Raw genomic sequence first — 18,754 nt, 5'->3', positions numbered from 1 at the left:
TCCGGTTTGTTTTTTAGGTAAATAATAAAACGGGGCATTCGAAAATTATACAGGCGATTGGGAGTACTCCTTAGCAGGAACGAAAGCTTCTCCCCTTTTCGCCTTGTAACGGCATCGCTTGTTTTATATAATTAAAGGCGAGAATGCCGGGGAAAGTGGGAAAAAGATGCCAACACCTAGTATGGAAGATTATATTGAACAAATATATCTGCTTATCGAACAAAAAGGCTATGCACGGGTATCGGACATTGCGGACAACCTGTCTGTCCAGCCTTCTTCGGTTACGAAAATGGTTCAAAAGCTAGATAAAGATAATTACCTTGTATATGAAAAATACCGGGGGCTTGTCCTTACATCCAAAGGAAAGAAAATTGGGAAACGCCTTGTGGAAAGGCATGACCTCCTTGAGCAGTTTCTTACCCTAATTGGAGTTGAAGAGGAAAACATCTATAAGGATGTTGAAGGAATTGAGCATCATCTGAGCTGGAATGCCATCGACCGGATAGGCGATCTTGTTCAGCTTCTTCAGGAGGATGCGTCTATTGTTATCCGCCTAAAGGAGCTGCAGGAAAAAACTGAAGAGGAATGAAAAAACTAAGCTGCCGGTGACTTTGGGCAGCTTAGTTTTTTTCATTTTCATTGGCAAACCAACTCGTGATTCATTTTGTTGCAATGCACATTTGCCGACGGATTTGAGGCTTTTGGATAGTTAAACAATAAAAAACAAAAACATCGCATCGTGTTGCATAAACAAGCACTGCTCCGGCAATACTTTTAAAAACCCCGTCTTAAGCAAAAGCCCACCTCCCCCGGGCTGGCTTGGAGGCGGGCGTTTTTCTTTTCCAGAAGGGATAGTTATCGGAACGTTTGTGAGTCAACTTTCGCAAAAAAACCGTCCCTCCCCGGAACGGCATTTTACCCTATAAATTTACTGTCTTTTTTAAGAGCGGCTGGCCGATCGAGGGTAAAAGAATGACAATCGAAGTCCCTTCCCCTACTTTACTTGAAATGATTAACTTTCCGTTATGGCTTTCTATAATTTTAAAACAGGTCATAAGGCCAAGTCCCGTCCCTTTTTCTTTCGTCGTATAAAAAGGCTCCCCTAAGGTTTCCATTCGTTCCTCAGGTATGCCGATCCCAGCATCCTGGATTCTTACCATGATCTCGCCTTCATTCACTTTACGGGAACGGATGCGGATATGGCCGCCTTCAGGCATAGCTTCAATTGAATTTTTCAAGAGATTAATAAAGACCTGCTTTAATTGATTTTCCTCACAAATTACATGGGGGATATCCGTTTCGTATTCGGTTGAGATTTCAACATTGTTTAAAATCGACTGCGTATTAATCAACGTTACTACATCATTTAGGATCTGTGTAATATCCTTTTCTTTGAATACAGCCGCAGAAGGTTTGGCGAGGACGAGAAATTCGCTGACAATGTTATTTATCCTTTCGAGCTCTGACAATACAATGTCGTAATACTCTTTTTTATCATTGTCTGCTTTAAATAGTTGGATAAACCCTTTAATAGAAGTAAGCGGGTTCCTGATTTCATGCGCAATACCTGCCGCCATTTGGCCCAGTAATGCAAGTTTATCTGACTTTTGCAGCAGCCGCTCTGTTTCTTCCCGCTGATTCGTGATATCTTTTCCAATTGTCAACAGGCATTTTTTCCCCCCATACGAAATCGACATGCTGGAAACTTCATAGAAAATAGGTACCCCATCTAGTCTAATAACTTTATGTTCCAGCCTTGGAAGCGGCTTACCTTGCTGTTTTGCAATCCGCATCCTCTCTTTTGTGCGCTCAAAATACTCAGGGTCAATAAATTCAAACAGATTGTGCCCTACAAGTTCATCCCTGTCCTTCGCTTTCATCATTTTTAGCGTTGCTTCATTTACATATAGAACTTCATAGTTATGATGGATGACGACCGATTCTGGAAGCGAATCAATTAAAGAGCGGTAACTTTGTTCATTCTCACGCGACCTTTTAATGTAATATTGATAGCTGTCGTATTGCCAGCCAACGACTAAAGCGAGTAGAACGGGAAGGACTGTTTCAAATTTAATGGCTTGCTCTCCATAATATGTTATTTCATAGATTAGATAGATGAGTGATAAAGCCAAAAGTGACACTTGCCCTGTAATTTTCATGTCACACCCCGTCCATTGTAAGTAGATTGTCTGTAATCATTCGACAATTTCCAGCTTTATTCCTGCAAGATTAGCCATTTTTCATAGTTTTTTATTCCTTTATAGAAATTTCCCAATTCTTACTAGTATAAACTTCATCCTTACATCCGATGTTTAGATAATCTCAAAGGGCAAAAAAGAAAGCCCCCAAGATTTATCATCCCAGGGACACAAAGATAATCTTCCTATAAGTATAATCGCAGTACAGGTCCCAATTTGTTTGTCATGAAGCGCTCTGTAACTGTGTCACCTAGGCCGCTTGCGCTTTTGTTTTTAGGGGTGAATAACAACACGTGTTCCATTGGGGACCTTTGCAGCAAGTTCCAACACATCGTGGTTTTGCATGCGGATACACCCATGCGAAACTGCCTTGCCTATTGAGGCGGGATTGTTCGTACCGTGTATGCCATACCCTGCCTTTGATAGGGAAAGCCACATTACACCAAATGGCCCGCCTGGATTCGGTTCGCGATTCACGATGACATAGTCCCCCAGCGGAGTAGCTGTAAGCATCTTCCCGACTGCAATTGGATACGTTTTTTCTGCTCGGCCGTTCCTAAATAATGTAAGCTTTCTTCCCCTAACCGACACATCAATTCGAAACGGAACCGTTGAGGGATCAGGGAGTCCAGGAATGGTTATCCTTTGACCTGCATGGATCCTTTCCCCTAAACCCGGGTTTGCCTTCCGTAATCTTGAGAGGCTGACCCTGTAATTTACCGCGATGGTGGCAAGCTTTTCGCCTTTTTTAACAATATGGATCATTGGAATCACGCCTTTTAGACAGCATATTCAAGTCATGGTAACCAGTTGCATGGCAACTGAAAGGAAGCAGCTTCAAGGCGGTTTTTTAGAGAGGCTGTTGCAGGCTATGTCTGCCCTTAGAACAGATATCGACACTGCCTGGCATATTCCCTTCTCTGTTGGCTGTTTCTCTCCCATTCGTCCCAACACGGCGCGAAAACTACAAAATTTGTTTCTAATCAGCGCAAAACCACTAGTTTTGATAGCTTTTGTCAGCCTGCAGGAAAATTCACTATCTACGTCAAAACTTTATTTAAGTAAGTTATAAGTTTCCTCTGTGGTCTAATTTTCTGATTAGAAAGGATGCATCTATATGAAAGACGGACAGGTTATGAAAGCCTATACAATTCAGGAAGTATCAAAAATGATTAGTGTCCCCCCAGGAACTATCCGCCAATGGGAAAGGGACTTCAATGGTCTTCTTATAATTCCGAGGACAAGACAGGGATCCCGATTTTATAGTGAAACAGAAATCACACTTCTCGAAAAAATTAAGCAGATGCGTGAAAAGAATCTAGGCAAGGATATGATTAGAGAGCTGATTCAGCAGCACTTTCGCCAAATGTCGGAAGACGCTTCCGAATCACTCGGAACCCAAGTAAAGGTAGTCAAAGAGATGAAGCCCGCCCCTGTTAATCAGGCCGTTCCTGTTTCCACGACCCCCCCGGCTCCACCGGCATTGGATACAGAAGCATTTTTTGCTGCGATGGATGCTTATAAACAGGAATTCCTGGCAGGTGTTCGTGAAGAAATCAGAACGGCCGTAAAAAAGGAGATTATCGAAGAAGTTAAGAAGGAAGTTTCCAAAGGCTCATTTCATACTGTGAAAACATTATCAGATTCCATTTACAAGTCCAGTGAACGGACCCTCGCCGAAGTGGCTGAACTGGCAGATGTGGTTTCGAAATCTTCGGAACAAGCTTCCGAAACAGCCAGATTCCTTTCGAGCAGTATTTCCAATGTTTCAAAAAATACCGGAGAGCAAATCTCCAGTTTGAACAAGCGGATGGTCCATGCTTCAGAACGCTCGTCCAAAGAAATGAAAGCCTTAATAAAGTCAATGTCGGATGCAAATCTCATTGCTGAAAATGTTGTAGAAAGCTTCAATGACACCTTGATTAAGGATCGTGAATTTTATATGGAAACACTGAATATGGAACGTATGATCCATAGCCAGGAAATGGACCGCCGTGAAGAGCTCCTTCAGGAAATCGTCTCAAATTTCCGTGAAACGGCTGCAGCCAAAGAAAAGAAATGGTGGAGATTCTGGGGATGAGAACCTATAACTTTCATATATGAATTGGAATTGTATAGAGAGGGACTATTTTTACCGCCTGTAGAAAAAATAGTATGGGGGAATCAAAATGAATTCAAGCGAAGTTGCCAAACATCTTGGTGTATCGACAAGCACGGTACAACGCTGGGTTAAACAATTGAATTTGCCTATGGAACGGAATGAACGAGGCCATTACACCTTCAAGGAGGAAGATCTCCCGCTCCTGGAGGAAATCCGGGATAAAATCCAGAATGGCGCCCTTCTCCAGGACATTGCACCAATCAGGGAGAATAATCCGCGGAAAGGTGCTGTTAAAGCGGTGGAAATCCAACCTGAACTAGAGGAATTGTTCATGAAGTTCAGTGAAGTGGAGCGCCGCCTTGATGGAAAGGCCGATTCCGTAGCATCGTATCAGCTCCTCCAGCACCGCAGGGAAATCGAGGAATTGCAGAAAACCGTTTCAGAGCTTGCGGCAACTGTGGCGAGCCTGCAAAGGCAAGTCCCGCCCTCTGCCAATCAGGAGGCAGTACGAAAGGATGCTCCGCTTGTCTTCGATACCGGATTGCCGATTAAGCGAAAAAAGAAACGGAACTTCTTTACGGTATTTTTAGGATTTTAAAACAGTATGATATGTTGTGGTCAACTTCTTTTATGATCCATTATCACGAAAAGACCTGAGTGGCCGCCACCCAGGTCTTTTCATTTTAAAAACATCTTGATTTTTTTCAAACCGTCCTTCGTATTCTGGTACCGAAAAGGCAAATCGAATTTCGTTGACTGCTTCAAAATGCTCTTTTCATGTGAAAAGACATCGAAGCTTCCTTTGCCGTGATAGGCGCCGATTCCACTTTCCCCTACTCCACCGAATGGCAGGTACGGAGATGCCAAATGCATAACAGTGTCATTGATACAGCCTCCTCCGAAGGAAAAAGAACCGAGAATTTCTTGCTGGAATGATTCACTCTCCGAAAACACATAGAACGCCAGCGGTTTAGGGCGGTCAGTCACCTCTTCAACCACTTCGGACAAATCTTCATACTCGAGTATCGGTAAAATTGGTCCGAATATTTCATCCTGCATGACAGGTGAATCCCAATTCACTCCATCAAGAGCGGTTGGCTCAATTGAAAGCCTGTCCTTGTTGAACCGGCCGCCAACTAGCGGTTTTCCATCGCTAAGGAAACCAACAAGCCGATCGAAATGGCGTTCACTCACAATTCTTGTGAACGTTTCACTATCATGCGGAGCTTCGCCGTATATTTCCGTAATTGCATCTTTTAGAAGCTTCAGGAACTCCTTTTTAACTGATTTCTGTACATATAGATAGTCCGGCGCCACACACGTTTGGCCGGCATTGATGAATTTTCCCCAGGCAATCCGCTTTGCGGCGAGCGTAAGGTTTGCATCATGATGAACGATACAGGGGCTTTTTCCGCCAAGCTCTAGCGTGACAGGGGTCAGGTTTTTGGCCGCTGCTTCCATGATGATCCGTCCGACTGGAACACTTCCAGTGAAGAAAATATAATCGACTTTTTCTTTTAATAATCCCTGGCTCGCCTCTATACCGCCCTCGGCAATAGCAATATACTCATCCGGAAACGCTCTCCCTACTACTTCTGCAAGTAGCCTGGAAGTTGCAGGGGTAAGTTCGGAAGGTTTCAGGATGGCACAATTGCCGGCTGCTATTGCCCCAATTAACGGAGCAAATGCAAGCTGAAATGGGTAATTCCACGGAGAAATGATTAGTGAAACACCATATGGCTCTGGATAAATAAAGCTTTTTGAGCCTGCAAGTACGAGTGTTCCTTTCACCCGCCTTGGTTTGGACCATTTTTCAACATGTTTCTCGGTAAACTTCAACTCACTCAGGACAACGCCAACTTCTGTTAAATAGGACTCAAATTCACTTTTATTCAAATCTTGTTTTAATGCTTCGAGGAACTTTTCCTCATTGTCCTGGATCAGCTGGCGCAGCTTGGCAAGTGCCTGTTTCCGAAAATCAATATCCTTTGTTTTCCCTGTTGCAAAAAAAGCCCGTTGCTTTTGCACTAGCGAGGAATAAATATCCATTGGTTTCCCCCCATAAAAAAGAATAGTTTCGATTGGTATCTGTTTATCGAAACGTTCGCAGCTTCGTTTCGAATAGCTCGAAGCCGTATTAGTAAATGGGTCTAGATAGTGTACGACCTTGTTTGGATCATAACCTGGTTTTGAAACGTTCACACCCTGGTGCCGAAGCGTTCGCATGGTATTTAAAGGTTCCCATCCCGGTTCCGAGTCATTCGCAAGTCACATCCCGGTTCCGAGTCATTCGGATGTTCTCCAAGGCTCAAATCCCCTTTCCGAGGCGTTCGGAACCACGACGGGAAATGTTCTGGAATCAGTTGGAATCGTCTTCAGAATTTCAGCTCGTTCCGAAACATTCGGAACCTGAGGCAGCATGCTAATGTATTATCGGAAGCGCTCTTCCTTAAAAGGATTGGCAGTCATTGAATAACCCAACTCTTCCCAGAATCCGGCTTGGTCTTCTTTCATAAATTCAATTCCCGTCGCCCACTTTGTCCCTTTCCAAAGGTAAAACGATGCGGGAGGAATAAATCGTAATGGATATCCATGTTTGGGATCCACATCCTGCCATCCATGGTGCTTATCTTTCCAGCGGTAAACGAACAAGGAATCATCTCCCATTAATGGGGCGAGCGGCAAATTTGCAGAATAGCCTTGCGGGTCTCCGTCCAGGTATCCATAAATTTTTATGTACCTGGCCTCCTCCTTTACGTTTACGAGCTTAAGGAGATCCCTAAGGGCAACTCCCTCGAAAGTCGTCGCGAACTTGGACCAGGTCGTCACACAATGCATATCAATCGTCGATATTGTTTTGGGAAGCTCCATAATCTGTTTATAGGTAAGGGTCACTTCCTTTTCAACCTCTCCAAATAGCTGGAACTGCCAAGTGTCCTCGTTAAACTTGTACACGTCCCCTTGATGGAGGATTGGCCATTTTTCCGTTTCAAATTGACCTGGCGGCAGAACTTTTCCCATCATGCTCATCCTCCTTTTTCCTTTTTCTCCATAGTATTGATTCAAGGGCTTATATGCAAGAAACAGAACTCAAACACTTTCTTTCTTTTTAAAAATATGAGGAAAATAAGGCATTTGGGCAATCTGCTTTCAGTCCATTCATTTAGCTGATACAATCCGAGTAAAGAGACTTTTGAAAGAAGTGATAAGAATGCCCGCAGATAAAAAAACAGTCCGCTATTCAGTCCTTGACCTGTCACCTGTAACGGAAGGAAGCACACCTGCAGATTCGCTGAAAAACACGGTTGACCTTGCCCAGCATGCCGAAAAATGGGGGTATCATCGGTTTTGGCTAGCTGAGCACCACAATATGCCCGGAATCGCCAGTTCAGCAACGGCTGTTGTTATTGGCCAGGTAGCTGCACACACGAATTCTATCCGGGTCGGCTCTGGCGGGGTCATGCTGCCCAATCACTCCCCTCTTGTCATTGCCGAACAATTCGGTACGTTGGAATCTCTGTTTCCGAGCAGGATTGATCTCGGACTTGGCCGCGCACCCGGTACGGACCAGCTGACAGCCTCTGCACTGAGACGTGATTGGAGGACTAGTGCAGATGACTTTCCCAACCAGGTCGAGGAACTTCGCGCCTACTTTGACCCTTCGAGGCGGGAAGGAGTCATCCATGTCCGCGCCATCCCCGGTGAGGGGCTGAAAGTGCCTATTTGGCTGCTCGGTTCAAGCGGCTTCAGCGCACAGCTTGCAGGAAAACTCGGGCTGCCATTCGCATTTGCAAGCCATTTCGCTCCAGAAAACACGCTTGCTGCTCTCCAGGTATATCGGCAATTCTTCCAGCCTTCAGAAATATTGGCTGAACCATATGCAATGGTTGGCGTCAACATTATCGCTTCAGAAACGGATGAAAAAGCAAAGTGGCTGGCTACCTCAATGCAGCAGCAATTCCTCCAGCTCATCCGTAACCGCCCAGGCAAGCTCCGGCCGCCTGTTGAGAGCCTCGAGCATTTGGCGAGCGATTATGAATTGATGCTGCTTGAAGGCCGTGCACAGTCCACGTTTACAGGGACAAAGGAAACAGTAAAGATGCGTCTCAAGGAATTCATTGATGAAACATCAGCCGATGAAGTTATAATTAATGCTCAAATCTTTGACCCCCAGGACCGCCTCAAATCATTTGAGTATGCAGCTCAAATCATGAATGAACTGAACCAATAGGATACCGCCTTCCAAGCTGATTGGAAGGCGGCTTTTATTAGCAGCAACATTTACTTTGCTAGTTTTAGTCAGACGGGAAACTTCTTTCAATTTCTCAAAGCGATGCCCAGGATTAACCCCCTGTTCTTACCCCAAAGCTGTATTCACAAACTTTGTTGCAATTATAAAAACAAAGGCTTGGTATCCACATGGTTGATTGGAGTTGAAATCAACTAAACAAAAACCAATAACATATTACAATAGATACTTAAGAAAAAATTGCAGACAAAAACCGCAAAGTTTGCTATATACTAGAATGATAAACAAAAAGGGGGAAAAGAATTTGAGTATTAAAGAAATAAAAAAGGATGCGCTGGCTTCATTATCCGGCCGGTGGGGAATCGCAATCGTGCTGTCTATTGTCACATTTGCGTTTTTCACCTTCATTCCTATGATTATTGAAATCCTGGGAAGCGGCGGCTTTGAAGCCTGGTACTATGCGGAGGTTCCGCCAGTCGAGGCATCTACGCTGTCCTGGATAGCGACAATTGCCATAAGCCCTATTTTATACAGCTACTATTGGCTGTTCCTGGACCTGCAGCGGGGTAAATCTGTAAGTGTGGGAAAACTGTTTGGAAATGTGTCAAAAGCGGGAATCTATTTCAAGACAATTGGACTTTACCTTTTGACACTAATATATACAATCCTTTGGAGTCTCCTTTTGCTTGTCCCTGGCATTATAAAAGCCCTTGCCTATTCCCAGGCCTATTTCATTCTGAAGGACAATCCCGATATGGTTGTTAATGATGTTATTACTGAAAGCCGGAAGCTCATGGATGGGTACAAGTGGAAATACTTCCTGCTCACGCTAAGCTTTATTGGCTGGGCGCTGCTGTCAATCTTGACGCTGGGAATTGGACTAATTTGGCTCGTTCCTTACTTCACTTCAGCATTAGCGTCTTTTTATCAAAATCTAATTGAACATCGCCAACCGCAAAACGCGGCAATTTAGACAGCAAAGCGGCCTCCCTTACCGGAAGGCCGCTTATTTTTATTCATTTATCCCGCATTAACGGGCAGTAAGATTCCCCACCTCAAAATTCCAAATATACTAAGAAGATAGGTGGAGGGATCAACTGCCCGTAAATGCCCGATTGGTGAGATACAGTGAAACTTGCCGCTGTGATTTTCAGCCGCATAGTTGAACCAATTGGGTTCGTAGTGCCGCTTAGGTCGCCGCGCTCTTCGGCGAATTAGCGGCAGTAGAACGGGACTAACAATCAGAGGGGGAGGAAGAAAACCCCCACTGATTGAAGTTTCACTTTATATCCAATTCCATCAGCTTTTCTTTTGCGCGTTCACGCGTCAAATTAAACGACTGCCAATGGTCTTCCCCGTCACCCGCTGCCAATTTATCTTTCAAAACATCCTTCAAACGGGGCACTTCAGGATTTTTATGATACAAATCAATTAGAGCAATCAATCCCGTATCTGACATGTAGGCAAGGTATTCAACATCAATCTTTCCGGTCTGTTCATACCGGTCCAGGTTCCGGTCAACAACAATTTGGTCAATGCTGATCACATTCAGGACGGTATAAAAAATGAGAGCCGCAATGAAATAAAAGTGAATCAATGAAAGGCGGCTAAGCCAAATTTTCACAAGCGTATACGTGAAAATAACGAGCAGGAAAATCATAAACGAATGCACAAGTACCCTTAAGATTGTAAACCCATATGCCTCTTCATACATCAGCATTCTCATAAATGCGGAAGTGAGGATCACCCCGCTGGAGAGAACGAGTACAGACAAGCCGGACTGAATGATTCTCCACAGTCCCCCTTCTCTCTTTTTTGTAAAATAAAGCACAGTTACGGATACCGTTAAATTGATGAGCGATACAACGACTAATTCGAAGAAGCCCCGTCGCGCGTATTCTGCAAAGGTATAGCCTTCGCCGAGCGTTCCACTAAAGAAATAAGTGAACTGTACGCCAACAAACAGGACATAAACTGCGTCCAAAAGCAAAAGAACAGTCAATATAATAACAGGATCCAGTCCCAGGGGGGGTTCACCGAAGCGAATGGGGTTCAGTTCCACTCTCTTTTTCAGATGGACTTGCATAAATCCGAAGAAGGAGAATGTAAAAACTAAGACAGCGATGATCCGAAAAAGCGTTTCGCCGTTAAAACTGAACCAGTCAATGTTTGTTATGATCCGTTCGAACTGGCTGTCTGCCGAGATTAGCAAGTTCAGAACCACAAACAGAACTGGAATTGAAATTCCGATACCGATTAGTACCTTTGACAACACAGCTGAATTTCTTCCTTTTGCCCTCCGTTGTATGATTCGGCCCAATAACTGTACAACTCCAAGATTATAGACAATGCTCTCAATCATACGCATGATGATATGGGCAAGGAACGCTGGATTAGCCCAGTCGGCACTCTTTGGACCTGTTATCAAAGAAATGTGGAAGATTACCAATACGGGAATGGCAAGCAGGTTTAGGGCATAAAACACCCCGGTATCGTATAGGAAATAGGTTGCCGATAAAACCCAGATTGCACCTAAGACGAGCCAGCCAAGCCGCTGATTCCGGTATGGGAATTTCCTGAATCTCCAGAAGAACAGTCCATAAAAAGCAAAAATAAAGATAAAATAAGAAATTCCAAGCTGTGACCATAGGAACGCTTCTTCTGCGAGCACCCCAAGCGCAAGGCAAAGCACTAAAAACAGCCAATCCTCTTTTTTCATTCGCAGTTCCATGATTCTAAACCTCCCAATTCTATGTATATAGAATAACTATGTACCTGTGTAAAAAAAAGCTTATACCGAGGCACGCTTTCCCCAGTGATAGCCAAGTATTGAAACCGGATAAAGCATAGCTGTAAAACCGATACAAGCGGCAATGAACTGATTCGTCAAAAGTGGATCGAACCATTTATGAGGAATGATTCCAAACACAGTCAGCACCATCATTATTAGGTTGGGAACCAAAGCCAGTAGAAACGTTTTGCGGACAAGGCTTCTGCCTTTATGGCCGAAGCTTCGCCCGATTTCATAACCGAGCAGTGCCCAGAAGAATAGATAAATAAACGAAATAATAATCGGAATTGATATTACATAGTTCCAAATTGTCCGGATCCATCCCCACTCCAAAACATTATGGGCAGCCGTCAAACCTGCACCCCCGGCAAACAGAAAAACATTCAGAAGTACAAACAGCCATTTCATATTGCTTGGAGTAACGTTAACTTCATCCCGCCACAATGCCGCAATTTCACCGGGTGTGCCCAGCCTTATATAAATGGCGTCTTTCGCTTCGGCTACGCTTACGTCCATCATCTCAATCAGCATGTCATCAAGATGCGCATCATAATCAGTCAGGATGGATTCCTTTTCGTCAATTGAGCCGAGATGGAGCGATAACTCCTTCAAAAACTCGCTTTTAAGGCGTTTAAAATCAGCCCCATTCCCTTGTCTTTCACTGTTTACTTGTTCCATGCAGCCGTCTCCTGAAATTGAATATAGCTGGAAGCCGCCTTTATTCTTCGGCGGTTCCAATCATCTTGTTCATGACCTGGACAAAGCTTTGCCATTCCCGTGTTTTTTCTTTCAGCAACTCCCTGCCTGCGTCTGTAATCCGGTAATATTTTCGGGCTGGTCCCTTCTCCTGCTCCTGCCAGTAAAATTCTACATATTCCTGCTTTTCAAGCTTATGGAGTGCCGGGTACAGGGTTCCCTCCTTGACGGTAAACCCATTCTCACTGCGGGCTTCAAGCTCCTTTACGAGTTCATACCCATACATATCACGGTCATCAAGCAGCTGAAGCAAAAGCAAAGAGGTGCTCCCCTTAACTAGTTCACGATTAAACATTTTATCACCTACCTAGTTTTTTTAGGTATGTAGAAATTCTACAACTATTGAACCCCGAAGTAAAGTATTTTATGAAATTATTTGTATTTATTGAATGAGGGGTCTGACCCTTACCCTCAGGGGGTAAGGGTCAGACCCCTTTTCATTAGCAGGTAGCCGATAATTCCGCCGAGCGTGTTGAGGAGGAGGTCGTCTACGTCGAAAGCTCCGATGCGGAAGGTTATTTGCGCCAGTTCTGCGAGCATAGATAAACTGAATGAAAGGGCTGCTATCCGGAGCGTGTTGGCCCATTTTTGCAAAAGAAAAGACAGGAAGACACCGAACGGGATGAACGCAAGGATATTGCCGGCGAACTGGTCGGTTGGTGACATACGCTGGAAGCCTTTGAAGTAGCCTGCGATTGTCGCGAATGGGATCACGTTGTAATTGAGCTCTCCCCTTACGCCGTTTCGGTAAGCAGAGAAGAACAATAAATAAAACAATATGGATAGGTATCCAGCAAATGATATGTATATAAGTGTCCTGAAGAGACGCGTCATTTTGGCTCCCCCCTTCTTTTATTGTAATTGATTTCGGCAGGGTGGCACTAGCGTTAAATGGTTAAGCATCTCTTGAAAGTTTAATATAAATCTATTGGCAACATTTTGCGTTAGATTTAGGGCAAAACGATATCAATAGAGTCTATTGGTAACATTTTATGATAAATTTAGTGGTGAAACGGTATCAATAAAGGCTATTGGTAACATTTCATGCCAGATCAGAGGCCGAAATGTTATCAACATATTAGTGTAAATGGTACATAGTCAATAGTATCAAAAAATAGTTTGAAAGGATGGGAGACATGGCTTTGCGGTTTCGGAAAAGTTTCAAAATTGCTCCGGGGGTACGAATGACGGTCGGCAAGAAAGGTGTAGGTGTTAGTGTTGGCGGGAAGGGCCTTCGTTATTCGGTCCATAGCAGCGGCCGCCGGACGACGACAGTTGGAATCCCGGGAAGCGGGGTCTCCTACTCTACAACTTCGAGCGGAAAGCAATACAAGTCGGAGGCATACCGGAGACGCAGTGAACTGGCAAGACAAGAGCGTGATAACCGGAAACTGCAGGAGCAGGAAGCGGCTCGCCGCCAAGTAGAATGGTATGAAAACCGGCTCCTTCTTTTGAAGTCGATTCATCAGGAAAGTGACGATCCAGTTGATTGGGAGGAAGTTTCGAGACGAAAACCGCCTTTTCAACAGGGTGAAACTGGTCCTAATGAGCTTGAGGCCGCAAAAGCTGTCGCCGATTTCAAGCCTGGCTTTTTTGATAAGCTGTTTGGCCGTGTGGAAAAGAAACGTGCTTTGTTAGAAGCAAAAGTCACTCCTGCCAAGGAGCAGGATGAGGAGCTATACCAAGATTGGGCAAGGATGACGGAGATTGCAAAGCGGATATTCAAGGGGGACATTGATGCTTATTTTGAAGTGATAGATGAGTTTGGGCCGCTTGATGATTTGGTCGAGTTTGGGAGCGGGTTTGAGTTTGGCACGGATCATCCGCAGGAGATACACGTGTCTGTCGATGTGAATGCGGAAAAAATGATTCCCGATAAACAGCTTTCTTTAACAAAGACCGGCAAGCTTTCACAAAAGCAGATGACAAAGACTTTGTATTATGACCTTTGCCAGGATTATGTGTGCAGCTGTGCATTAAGGATTGCACGCGATATGTTTGCCTTGCTGCCGGTGAAGTATGTGTTTGTCCATGCTTATGAAGAGCAGCTAAATCCATCGACTGGACACATCGAAAAGCTGTTGGTTTTGTCTGTCCGCTATGACCGCGGCATGGTTGAAAAGCTGAACTTTGAAATGCTGGATCCATCTGATGCGCTCGTCAACTTCCCTCACCATATGAAATTCAAGAAAACAAGAGGTTTTGAGGAAGTCGGACCGGTTGATTATTAACGGGTGAAAATGACAAGCAAGAAGACGGGGAATGCGATTAAACCGATTAGGGCAGCTGTTTTTGTATATCGGATTGCCCCTTCACTTATTTCCGGTTCTTCTTTGTACATCCATCTTTTTCCGAGGAGCATGCTTTCTTCCGGATACCTATAAGTAAAGATTAAGCCTAGATAAGTAGGAACAAAAAATATCCAAAAAACTAAATACACGTCGGCAAATTCCATTAGCTTTCCTCCCTAATGTTCAGATAAAAAATTGTACGAAATGACAAAAGTAAAGTTTCATACACGAACAAAAAAGCAGTTACCTTTTTGATGGGTGACTGCTTTTTAAGTTTGGGGGATAATCTGGTTTTCGACAGGGCTCACCTGGCAAATAAAGGTAGATTAATAAGGCTTTATCGTATCAAGCGCCTGCGACAGCGATGGGAGGATGGCGACACCGTCAAAATTCAGTCCAAGCTGCACGGCAGTTTGTGCGATTTCCGGACGGATTCCGGAAAGTGTCGATTTTACTCCAATCAAACGGAGTGCCTTGATCAATCCAAACAGCTCGTTTGCGACCATCGTATCAATGATGGCAACCCCGGACAAATCGATGCACAGCGTTGAGATCCCCTGTTCCGAACATTGTGCGAGCGTGTTTTCAAGGATGATTTTCGCGCGGGCAGTATCGATATCCCCGATAAGCGGCAGGAGTGCGGAATCCCCTTGGAGTTTAATGACCGGCGAGCTGAGCTCGTTAATCAATTCATTTTGAGACGAAAGCCGGATCATCGTGTTTTTATGATAGGCTTCAACGAAAATTGAAACAGACAAATTGAAGATGTCAATCGTTTTTGTATACCAGGCAGCAGCCTGCTCATGGCTGACGCGGTCTTCGTTTTCCTGAATGAATTTCTTGATATACTTCAAAGCGATTTTCTGGCAATTCATAAACTCCCTGACTACATAATGCATCGGTGTATCAAGATGCTTCGAATCTTCGGCAAGCTCGAGAGACCACCTTCTGAATTCACCCTGAATGTATGTATCGTCCTCAATGAAAGCGTTGTAAAAATGCAAAAAGTAATCCTGGTTCTGCCTTTTCAATTCGGCAATAACGTCAGGATTCTTTGTCGAGTAAACAGAAGCCGGATCTTGATCGTTCACGAGGGAGTACCAGTCTTCGGTTAATTGCCATGTCTGTTTCATAAAAAAATCGAATAATTGCTGATTCAAGTTCATTAAACGTTCCCCCACTTATACACTTTTGCGTCCTATTTTATCTAAAAAAACCCGTAAAAGGAAACAATAACGTCAGTTCTTCTGTTTTTTAAACGAATCCGCATGAAATTTGGCTATGAATTCGAATAGAATCTGCGGGCTGGCAGAAGAGAAAACCCCCTGTTTTAGTTCGCGGTATAACGCAATATAGGGCTCGGGTACCCATTTATACTGGTGAATATAGCTCGTCCTGCTAAACCCGTTTTTTTCCCAAAAGGAAATGGTCCCTTCGTCATCCGCTACGACCTCAAGTACAATCCCGTCCACGTTTCCATCCTCTTCTGCAGCTTGGATGATCGACTGGATTAGTTCAGATCCGTAACCTTTCCCGCGAGCCTCCGAATGGACAGCCAAATAATCAATCAATAGCAGCTTTTGCTCCAACATGCCGGCAAGGCCAAAGGCCATAACCGCCCCATTCATTTCAAGAAGATACAAACTGCACATCTTTTTCCTAAACATATTTTGGATTACCGAGCGAGGTTTAGCAGTTGGCCCGAACGCCTCACTATAAAAAGCCTCTACTTGATCCCAGTATTTAAAATCTTCGGTTTTCCTAATCCTGTACACAAAACCACTGCCTTTGCCATAAAAAAAGCTCCTTTAGCGTCAAGGAGCTTGTTCCTGTTTAATGTGAAAAAACGTTCACGCCAGATATTCTGTTTGCCATGGCATAGAATTCATCCGCTTTGGAAGAAGGCTATTATGCTGGATTTGTACCCAGCCCTCTTCATCAGCCTGGATTCCAATTCTCGGGTCTTCCCTCGATGAAAAAGCGGCGATTTCAGCCATTAACGGCGGGTATGGGCTTTTTCTAATGTGATTGGCCAGATTTTTCATTACTAGATGATAATCAAGCTCTCGGCAAACGGAAAACCAGGTTTCTACTGTTTCATTCCTGATTGTAAACTCAGGGTAAACAGATTCAATCAGCACAAGAATCCTTGTCACTTCGTGCTTATCCATCCACACTTACCTCCCGTTGAATCATCATTGGGCTTCTGCCGTTGCCCTTTTGCCGAAAGGCTAGTTATTCACCTTGATTGACTGCATATGGGTTCTTGCCAATGTTCAGCTTTGCTTCATCAGTCAAGACAAAAGACTGGGAAAACACAGCATCGTCAGAAGCTGCCTCTGGATGGGCACTTCCATCAAAGTAAAGCGGTTTTGGATGTTCCATGATGAATACCTCCTGGTTTGGCTATTTTAGCACCGCTCCGCTTAAGGACTTGGCGCTATCCTATCTCATCTCCTATTTTCCCATAATCCAAATGTTTTCATTCCTATTGTTCACATACTTTAATTTCCAATATTCTTACTATTCAGCATACAATAAAAGACTATATTTTTCTATACCCCAAACTGAAAATTGTGAACAATTTTACATCCTAAACCGCCGGTCAATCCTTTGTTTGATATACTAGGTGAGTAAGCCTATTTAGTAAATTTTGGGGATGAGAACATGCTTATTAAAAATGCGGTATACCTTACAAAAAACATGAAATTTGAGCAAGGAGCTTTGCTAATTAAGAACGGCAAACTATCAATTGTCAAACCAGATATGGCTATCGAAGGTATTGATGAATTTGATGCAAGCGGTTATATCGTTCTTCCCGGCTTAATCAACAGCCACTTTCATAGTTATTCTCCCCTGGCCAAAGGACTGGTCAATGAAGTTCCAATTCAGGATTGGCTGGATGGTTCAGAGCGGGGCCGGCTCATCGCTACATTTTTTGAAAATCCGGATGACATTATTACCGAAGAGGATTTTTTGGCAATCGGCCTTTATAGCTATGTTGAAATGCTAAAGCAAGGAATAACCTTCGTCAGCGAAGCCGATCCGGGTTTTTCAGAACAGAGCATGGCTGAGACACTCGCAAAGCTTGGTCTGCGAGGAATGATAGACACACATTCAAATTACCCTTCCTACCATGGAACCAAGGTGGGCAATATAAACTTTGCCACTCACCTGCTTGAGGAGGAAGACATCACCGAGGAAACACTTCAGGAATGCGTCCGGATGAAAGAAGAGTATAATCCTCTGATGATGACCCATTGCATGGAAAACAGCTGGCGCCGCGACCTTATCCATGAGTCGTTTGGTAAATCCAGCGTGGAGCTTTACGCGGAAAAAGGGCTGCTTGACGATAAGACAGTCCTCTATCACGGCGTCCACCTTTCAGATCGGGATATTAAACTGATTAAACACAATGGAGCAAATGTTGTGCACTGCCCAGTCTCCAATTTATGGAGCGGAGCGGGAGCCGCAAACGTGAAAGGAATGCTTGAAGCAGGAGTCAATGTCTGCATCGGCACCGATTATGCCAGCACGGATATTTGGGAAGAGATGCGGACGGCCTACTTGTTACTGAAGTTGAATTCAGATGTAGGACAATTTTCTGCAGAAGATATATGGCGGATGGCGACGGTTAACGGTGCAAAAGCATTCCAGCTTGAAAATGAAATTGGGGAAATCTCTGACGGCTTTAGGGCAGATCTTATTTTTATAAAAAAAGACCCTAGCCTACACCCATTGATTAACACAAGCACCTTTTCCACCTATGCCCACAATTTGCTGATGCATGGCAAGAACGGCCATGTCCGCCATGTCATGGTAGATGGAATGTGGATTATGAAAGATGGGGCCATTCTTACAGTCGATGAAGAAAAAGTTCAGCGCGAATACATGAGAGTGGCCAGAAAGCTGTTTAATGTTGACCGGTAAAAAACAGGAACCAAGCCCAGTTTTTATCTGCTGGCTTGGTTCTCTTTTTAAATCGTCTGGGTGGTCGATTTGTTTCTGGCAAAACCTAAATACCGTGTACCCTGGAAGCTCAGCTCGCCCAGGTCCCCTTCAGCCAGCAGCCCGTATTCCTGGCCGTTTACATGCATTTCCATTCGGTCACCGCTTTCCACTTCGAAGGTCACGTAATAAGCTGTGTGAGCAGAAGTGTCATTTTGGCCTCCCCGAACCTGCGTCCTTTTGGAAACAACCATTGCCGGCACAGTCAAGCGGGGCTGTTTGTTATTATGATTCCATTCATTGATGTTCTTTCCAATTGAAAAGATAATAAGGCCAAAAACAAACACGAAGAACAACGGAACAATGATAGATAATAAATCAAACATAAAAAACTCCTGCTCAAAACCACCCATGTCTCTC

General features: G+C 44.2%; 21 protein-coding genes. 7 read left to right on the top strand and 14 right to left on the bottom strand.

Features of this window, described 5'->3' with window-relative positions; all coding sequences use genetic code 11:
• The first annotated feature begins 166 nt into the window (after positions 1-166).
• Entirely contained in the window at positions 167-589 is a 423-nt protein-coding gene (gene mntR / locus A8F94_RS01560; RefSeq protein WP_066194512.1) for a transcriptional regulator MntR, read from the top strand.
• 331 nt (positions 590-920) lie between these two features.
• Here mntR and A8F94_RS01555 read toward each other — a convergent pair whose 3' ends face one another.
• Positions 921-2,159 (bottom strand): ATP-binding protein, encoded by a 1,239-nt coding sequence (locus tag A8F94_RS01555; protein WP_066194508.1) that lies wholly within the window; start codon positions 2,157-2,159, stop codon positions 921-923.
• 312 nt (positions 2,160-2,471) lie between these two features.
• On the bottom strand, positions 2,472-2,963 hold the full coding sequence (locus A8F94_RS01550) for a L,D-transpeptidase family protein (protein ID WP_066194505.1): 492 nt from the start codon (positions 2,961-2,963) through the stop codon (positions 2,472-2,474).
• Positions 2,964-3,315: 352 nt separating this feature from the next.
• On the opposite strand from A8F94_RS01550, the gene A8F94_RS01545 reads away from it, so the two are divergent.
• Positions 3,316-4,278 (top strand): MerR family transcriptional regulator, encoded by a 963-nt coding sequence (locus A8F94_RS01545; protein ID WP_077247513.1) that lies wholly within the window; start codon positions 3,316-3,318, stop codon positions 4,276-4,278.
• Positions 4,279-4,366: 88 nt separating this feature from the next.
• Positions 4,367-4,897, top strand: coding sequence for a MerR family transcriptional regulator (locus A8F94_RS01540; RefSeq protein ID WP_066194502.1), 531 nt, complete (start codon positions 4,367-4,369; stop codon positions 4,895-4,897).
• An 80-nt stretch (positions 4,898-4,977) separates the two neighbouring features.
• Here the strand turns inward: A8F94_RS01540 and A8F94_RS01535 are convergent, their stop codons facing one another.
• Both A8F94_RS01535 and A8F94_RS01530 read right to left on the bottom strand, forming a co-directional pair.
• On the bottom strand, positions 4,978-6,348 hold the full coding sequence (locus A8F94_RS01535) for an aldehyde dehydrogenase (protein WP_066194499.1): 1,371 nt from the start codon (positions 6,346-6,348) through the stop codon (positions 4,978-4,980).
• Between the two features lie 381 nt (positions 6,349-6,729).
• The gene (locus tag A8F94_RS01530; protein ID WP_066197157.1) at positions 6,730-7,320 is read right to left on the bottom strand and encodes a molybdopterin-dependent oxidoreductase; all 591 of its coding nucleotides are present in this window, start codon (positions 7,318-7,320) and stop codon (positions 6,730-6,732) included.
• Between the two features lie 190 nt (positions 7,321-7,510).
• Between A8F94_RS01530 and A8F94_RS01525 the strand changes: the two genes are divergently transcribed.
• Together A8F94_RS01525 and A8F94_RS01520 are read left to right on the top strand one after the other, a co-directional pair.
• Positions 7,511-8,530 carry an LLM class flavin-dependent oxidoreductase gene (locus A8F94_RS01525; protein ID WP_066194496.1) on the top strand — a complete coding sequence of 340 codons (1,020 nt, stop codon included), beginning with the start codon at positions 7,511-7,513 and terminating at the stop codon, positions 8,528-8,530.
• Between the two features lie 322 nt (positions 8,531-8,852).
• Positions 8,853-9,521 (top strand): DUF975 family protein, encoded by a 669-nt coding sequence (locus A8F94_RS01520; RefSeq protein WP_066194492.1) that lies wholly within the window; start codon positions 8,853-8,855, stop codon positions 9,519-9,521.
• 306 nt (positions 9,522-9,827) lie between these two features.
• Here the strand turns inward: A8F94_RS01520 and A8F94_RS01515 are convergent, their stop codons facing one another.
• From A8F94_RS01515 to A8F94_RS01500, 4 genes are all read right to left on the bottom strand, one after another.
• A complete protein-coding gene (locus A8F94_RS01515) occupies positions 9,828-11,279 on the bottom strand; it encodes a DUF4153 domain-containing protein (RefSeq protein ID WP_066194489.1) in 1,452 nt (483 codons plus the stop codon).
• Between the two features lie 60 nt (positions 11,280-11,339).
• A complete protein-coding gene (locus A8F94_RS01510; protein WP_066194487.1) occupies positions 11,340-12,017 on the bottom strand; it encodes an HAAS signaling domain-containing protein in 678 nt (225 codons plus the stop codon).
• A 40-nt stretch (positions 12,018-12,057) separates the two neighbouring features.
• Positions 12,058-12,390, bottom strand: a complete 333-nt coding sequence (locus A8F94_RS01505; RefSeq protein WP_066194485.1) for a PadR family transcriptional regulator — start codon at positions 12,388-12,390, stop codon at positions 12,058-12,060.
• A 116-nt stretch (positions 12,391-12,506) separates the two neighbouring features.
• Positions 12,507-12,929, bottom strand: coding sequence for a VanZ family protein (locus A8F94_RS01500; protein WP_066194483.1), 423 nt, complete (start codon positions 12,927-12,929; stop codon positions 12,507-12,509).
• 302 nt (positions 12,930-13,231) lie between these two features.
• On the opposite strand from A8F94_RS01500, the gene A8F94_RS01495 reads away from it, so the two are divergent.
• Positions 13,232-14,326 (top strand): DUF4236 domain-containing protein, encoded by a 1,095-nt coding sequence (locus A8F94_RS01495; RefSeq protein WP_066194481.1) that lies wholly within the window; start codon positions 13,232-13,234, stop codon positions 14,324-14,326.
• Here the strand turns inward: A8F94_RS01495 and A8F94_RS01490 are convergent.
• The 5 genes from A8F94_RS01490 to A8F94_RS25555 all read right to left on the bottom strand — a co-directional run bounded on the left by A8F94_RS01490 (position 14,323) and on the right by A8F94_RS25555 (position 16,771).
• Positions 14,323-14,550: a hypothetical protein gene (locus A8F94_RS01490; protein ID WP_066194479.1), complete on the bottom strand. Its 228-nt coding sequence runs from the start codon at positions 14,548-14,550 to the stop codon at positions 14,323-14,325. The two genes, A8F94_RS01495 and A8F94_RS01490, sit on opposite strands and share 4 nt — an antisense overlap.
• A gap of 162 nt (positions 14,551-14,712) precedes the next feature.
• On the bottom strand, positions 14,713-15,552 hold the full coding sequence (locus A8F94_RS01485; RefSeq protein ID WP_066194476.1) for an STAS domain-containing protein: 840 nt from the start codon (positions 15,550-15,552) through the stop codon (positions 14,713-14,715).
• Positions 15,553-15,624: 72 nt separating this feature from the next.
• Positions 15,625-16,161 (bottom strand): GNAT family N-acetyltransferase, encoded by a 537-nt coding sequence (locus tag A8F94_RS01480; RefSeq protein ID WP_066194473.1) that lies wholly within the window; start codon positions 16,159-16,161, stop codon positions 15,625-15,627.
• Between the two features lie 75 nt (positions 16,162-16,236).
• The gene (locus A8F94_RS01475) at positions 16,237-16,557 is read right to left on the bottom strand and encodes a replicative helicase loader/inhibitor (RefSeq protein ID WP_066194470.1); all 321 of its coding nucleotides are present in this window, start codon (positions 16,555-16,557) and stop codon (positions 16,237-16,239) included.
• Positions 16,558-16,621: 64 nt separating this feature from the next.
• Complete coding sequence (locus A8F94_RS25555; protein ID WP_175384332.1) at positions 16,622-16,771, bottom strand: hypothetical protein; 150 nt, start codon at positions 16,769-16,771, stop codon at positions 16,622-16,624.
• 282 nt (positions 16,772-17,053) lie between these two features.
• Between A8F94_RS25555 and A8F94_RS01470 the strand changes: the two genes are divergently transcribed.
• Complete coding sequence (locus A8F94_RS01470; RefSeq protein WP_066194466.1) at positions 17,054-18,316, top strand: amidohydrolase family protein; 1,263 nt, start codon at positions 17,054-17,056, stop codon at positions 18,314-18,316.
• 47 nt (positions 18,317-18,363) lie between these two features.
• On the opposite strand, the gene A8F94_RS01465 is transcribed toward A8F94_RS01470, so the two are convergent.
• Positions 18,364-18,747: a DUF2500 domain-containing protein gene (locus A8F94_RS01465; protein WP_066194463.1), complete on the bottom strand. Its 384-nt coding sequence runs from the start codon at positions 18,745-18,747 to the stop codon at positions 18,364-18,366.
• Positions 18,748-18,754 lie beyond the last annotated feature (7 nt).

The sequence above is a fragment of the Bacillus sp. FJAT-27225 genome (genome assembly GCF_001685025.1).
Classification (GTDB): Bacteria; Bacillota; Bacilli; order Bacillales; family Cytobacillaceae; genus Bacillus_D.
Note: the sequence above shows the minus strand (reverse complement) of the source record. Positions and strands in the feature narration are given on the sequence as shown.

What these genes read in the sequence shown, in the direction of transcription:
- A8F94_RS01555 (WP_066194508.1), bottom strand. Translation starts at nt 2,159, where the DNA reads ATGAAAATTACAGGGCAAGTGTCACTTTTGGCTTTATCACTCATCTAT.
- A8F94_RS01540 (WP_066194502.1), top strand. Translation starts at nt 4,367, where the DNA reads ATGAATTCAAGCGAAGTTGCCAAACATCTTGGTGTATCGACAAGCACG.
- A8F94_RS01465 (WP_066194463.1), bottom strand. Translation starts at nt 18,747, where the DNA reads ATGGGTGGTTTTGAGCAGGAGTTTTTTATGTTTGATTTATTATCTATC.
- A8F94_RS01530 (WP_066197157.1), bottom strand. Translation starts at nt 7,320, where the DNA reads ATGGGAAAAGTTCTGCCGCCAGGTCAATTTGAAACGGAAAAATGGCCA.
- A8F94_RS01475 (WP_066194470.1), bottom strand. Translation starts at nt 16,557, where the DNA reads ATGGATAAGCACGAAGTGACAAGGATTCTTGTGCTGATTGAATCTGTT.
- A8F94_RS01535 (WP_066194499.1), bottom strand. Translation starts at nt 6,348, where the DNA reads ATGGATATTTATTCCTCGCTAGTGCAAAAGCAACGGGCTTTTTTTGCA.
- A8F94_RS01495 (WP_066194481.1), top strand. Translation starts at nt 13,232, where the DNA reads ATGGCTTTGCGGTTTCGGAAAAGTTTCAAAATTGCTCCGGGGGTACGA.
- A8F94_RS01545 (WP_077247513.1), top strand. Translation starts at nt 3,316, where the DNA reads ATGAAAGACGGACAGGTTATGAAAGCCTATACAATTCAGGAAGTATCA.
- A8F94_RS01550 (WP_066194505.1), bottom strand. Translation starts at nt 2,963, where the DNA reads ATGATCCATATTGTTAAAAAAGGCGAAAAGCTTGCCACCATCGCGGTA.
- A8F94_RS01505 (WP_066194485.1), bottom strand. Translation starts at nt 12,390, where the DNA reads ATGTTTAATCGTGAACTAGTTAAGGGGAGCACCTCTTTGCTTTTGCTT.
- A8F94_RS01510 (WP_066194487.1), bottom strand. Translation starts at nt 12,017, where the DNA reads ATGGAACAAGTAAACAGTGAAAGACAAGGGAATGGGGCTGATTTTAAA.
- A8F94_RS01525 (WP_066194496.1), top strand. Translation starts at nt 7,511, where the DNA reads ATGCCCGCAGATAAAAAAACAGTCCGCTATTCAGTCCTTGACCTGTCA.
- A8F94_RS01515 (WP_066194489.1), bottom strand. Translation starts at nt 11,279, where the DNA reads ATGGAACTGCGAATGAAAAAAGAGGATTGGCTGTTTTTAGTGCTTTGC.
- A8F94_RS25555 (WP_175384332.1), bottom strand. Translation starts at nt 16,771, where the DNA reads ATGGAACATCCAAAACCGCTTTACTTTGATGGAAGTGCCCATCCAGAG.
- A8F94_RS01500 (WP_066194483.1), bottom strand. Translation starts at nt 12,929, where the DNA reads ATGACGCGTCTCTTCAGGACACTTATATACATATCATTTGCTGGATAC.
- A8F94_RS01490 (WP_066194479.1), bottom strand. Translation starts at nt 14,550, where the DNA reads ATGGAATTTGCCGACGTGTATTTAGTTTTTTGGATATTTTTTGTTCCT.
- A8F94_RS01485 (WP_066194476.1), bottom strand. Translation starts at nt 15,552, where the DNA reads ATGAACTTGAATCAGCAATTATTCGATTTTTTTATGAAACAGACATGG.
- A8F94_RS01470 (WP_066194466.1), top strand. Translation starts at nt 17,054, where the DNA reads ATGCTTATTAAAAATGCGGTATACCTTACAAAAAACATGAAATTTGAG.
- mntR (WP_066194512.1), top strand. Translation starts at nt 167, where the DNA reads ATGCCAACACCTAGTATGGAAGATTATATTGAACAAATATATCTGCTT.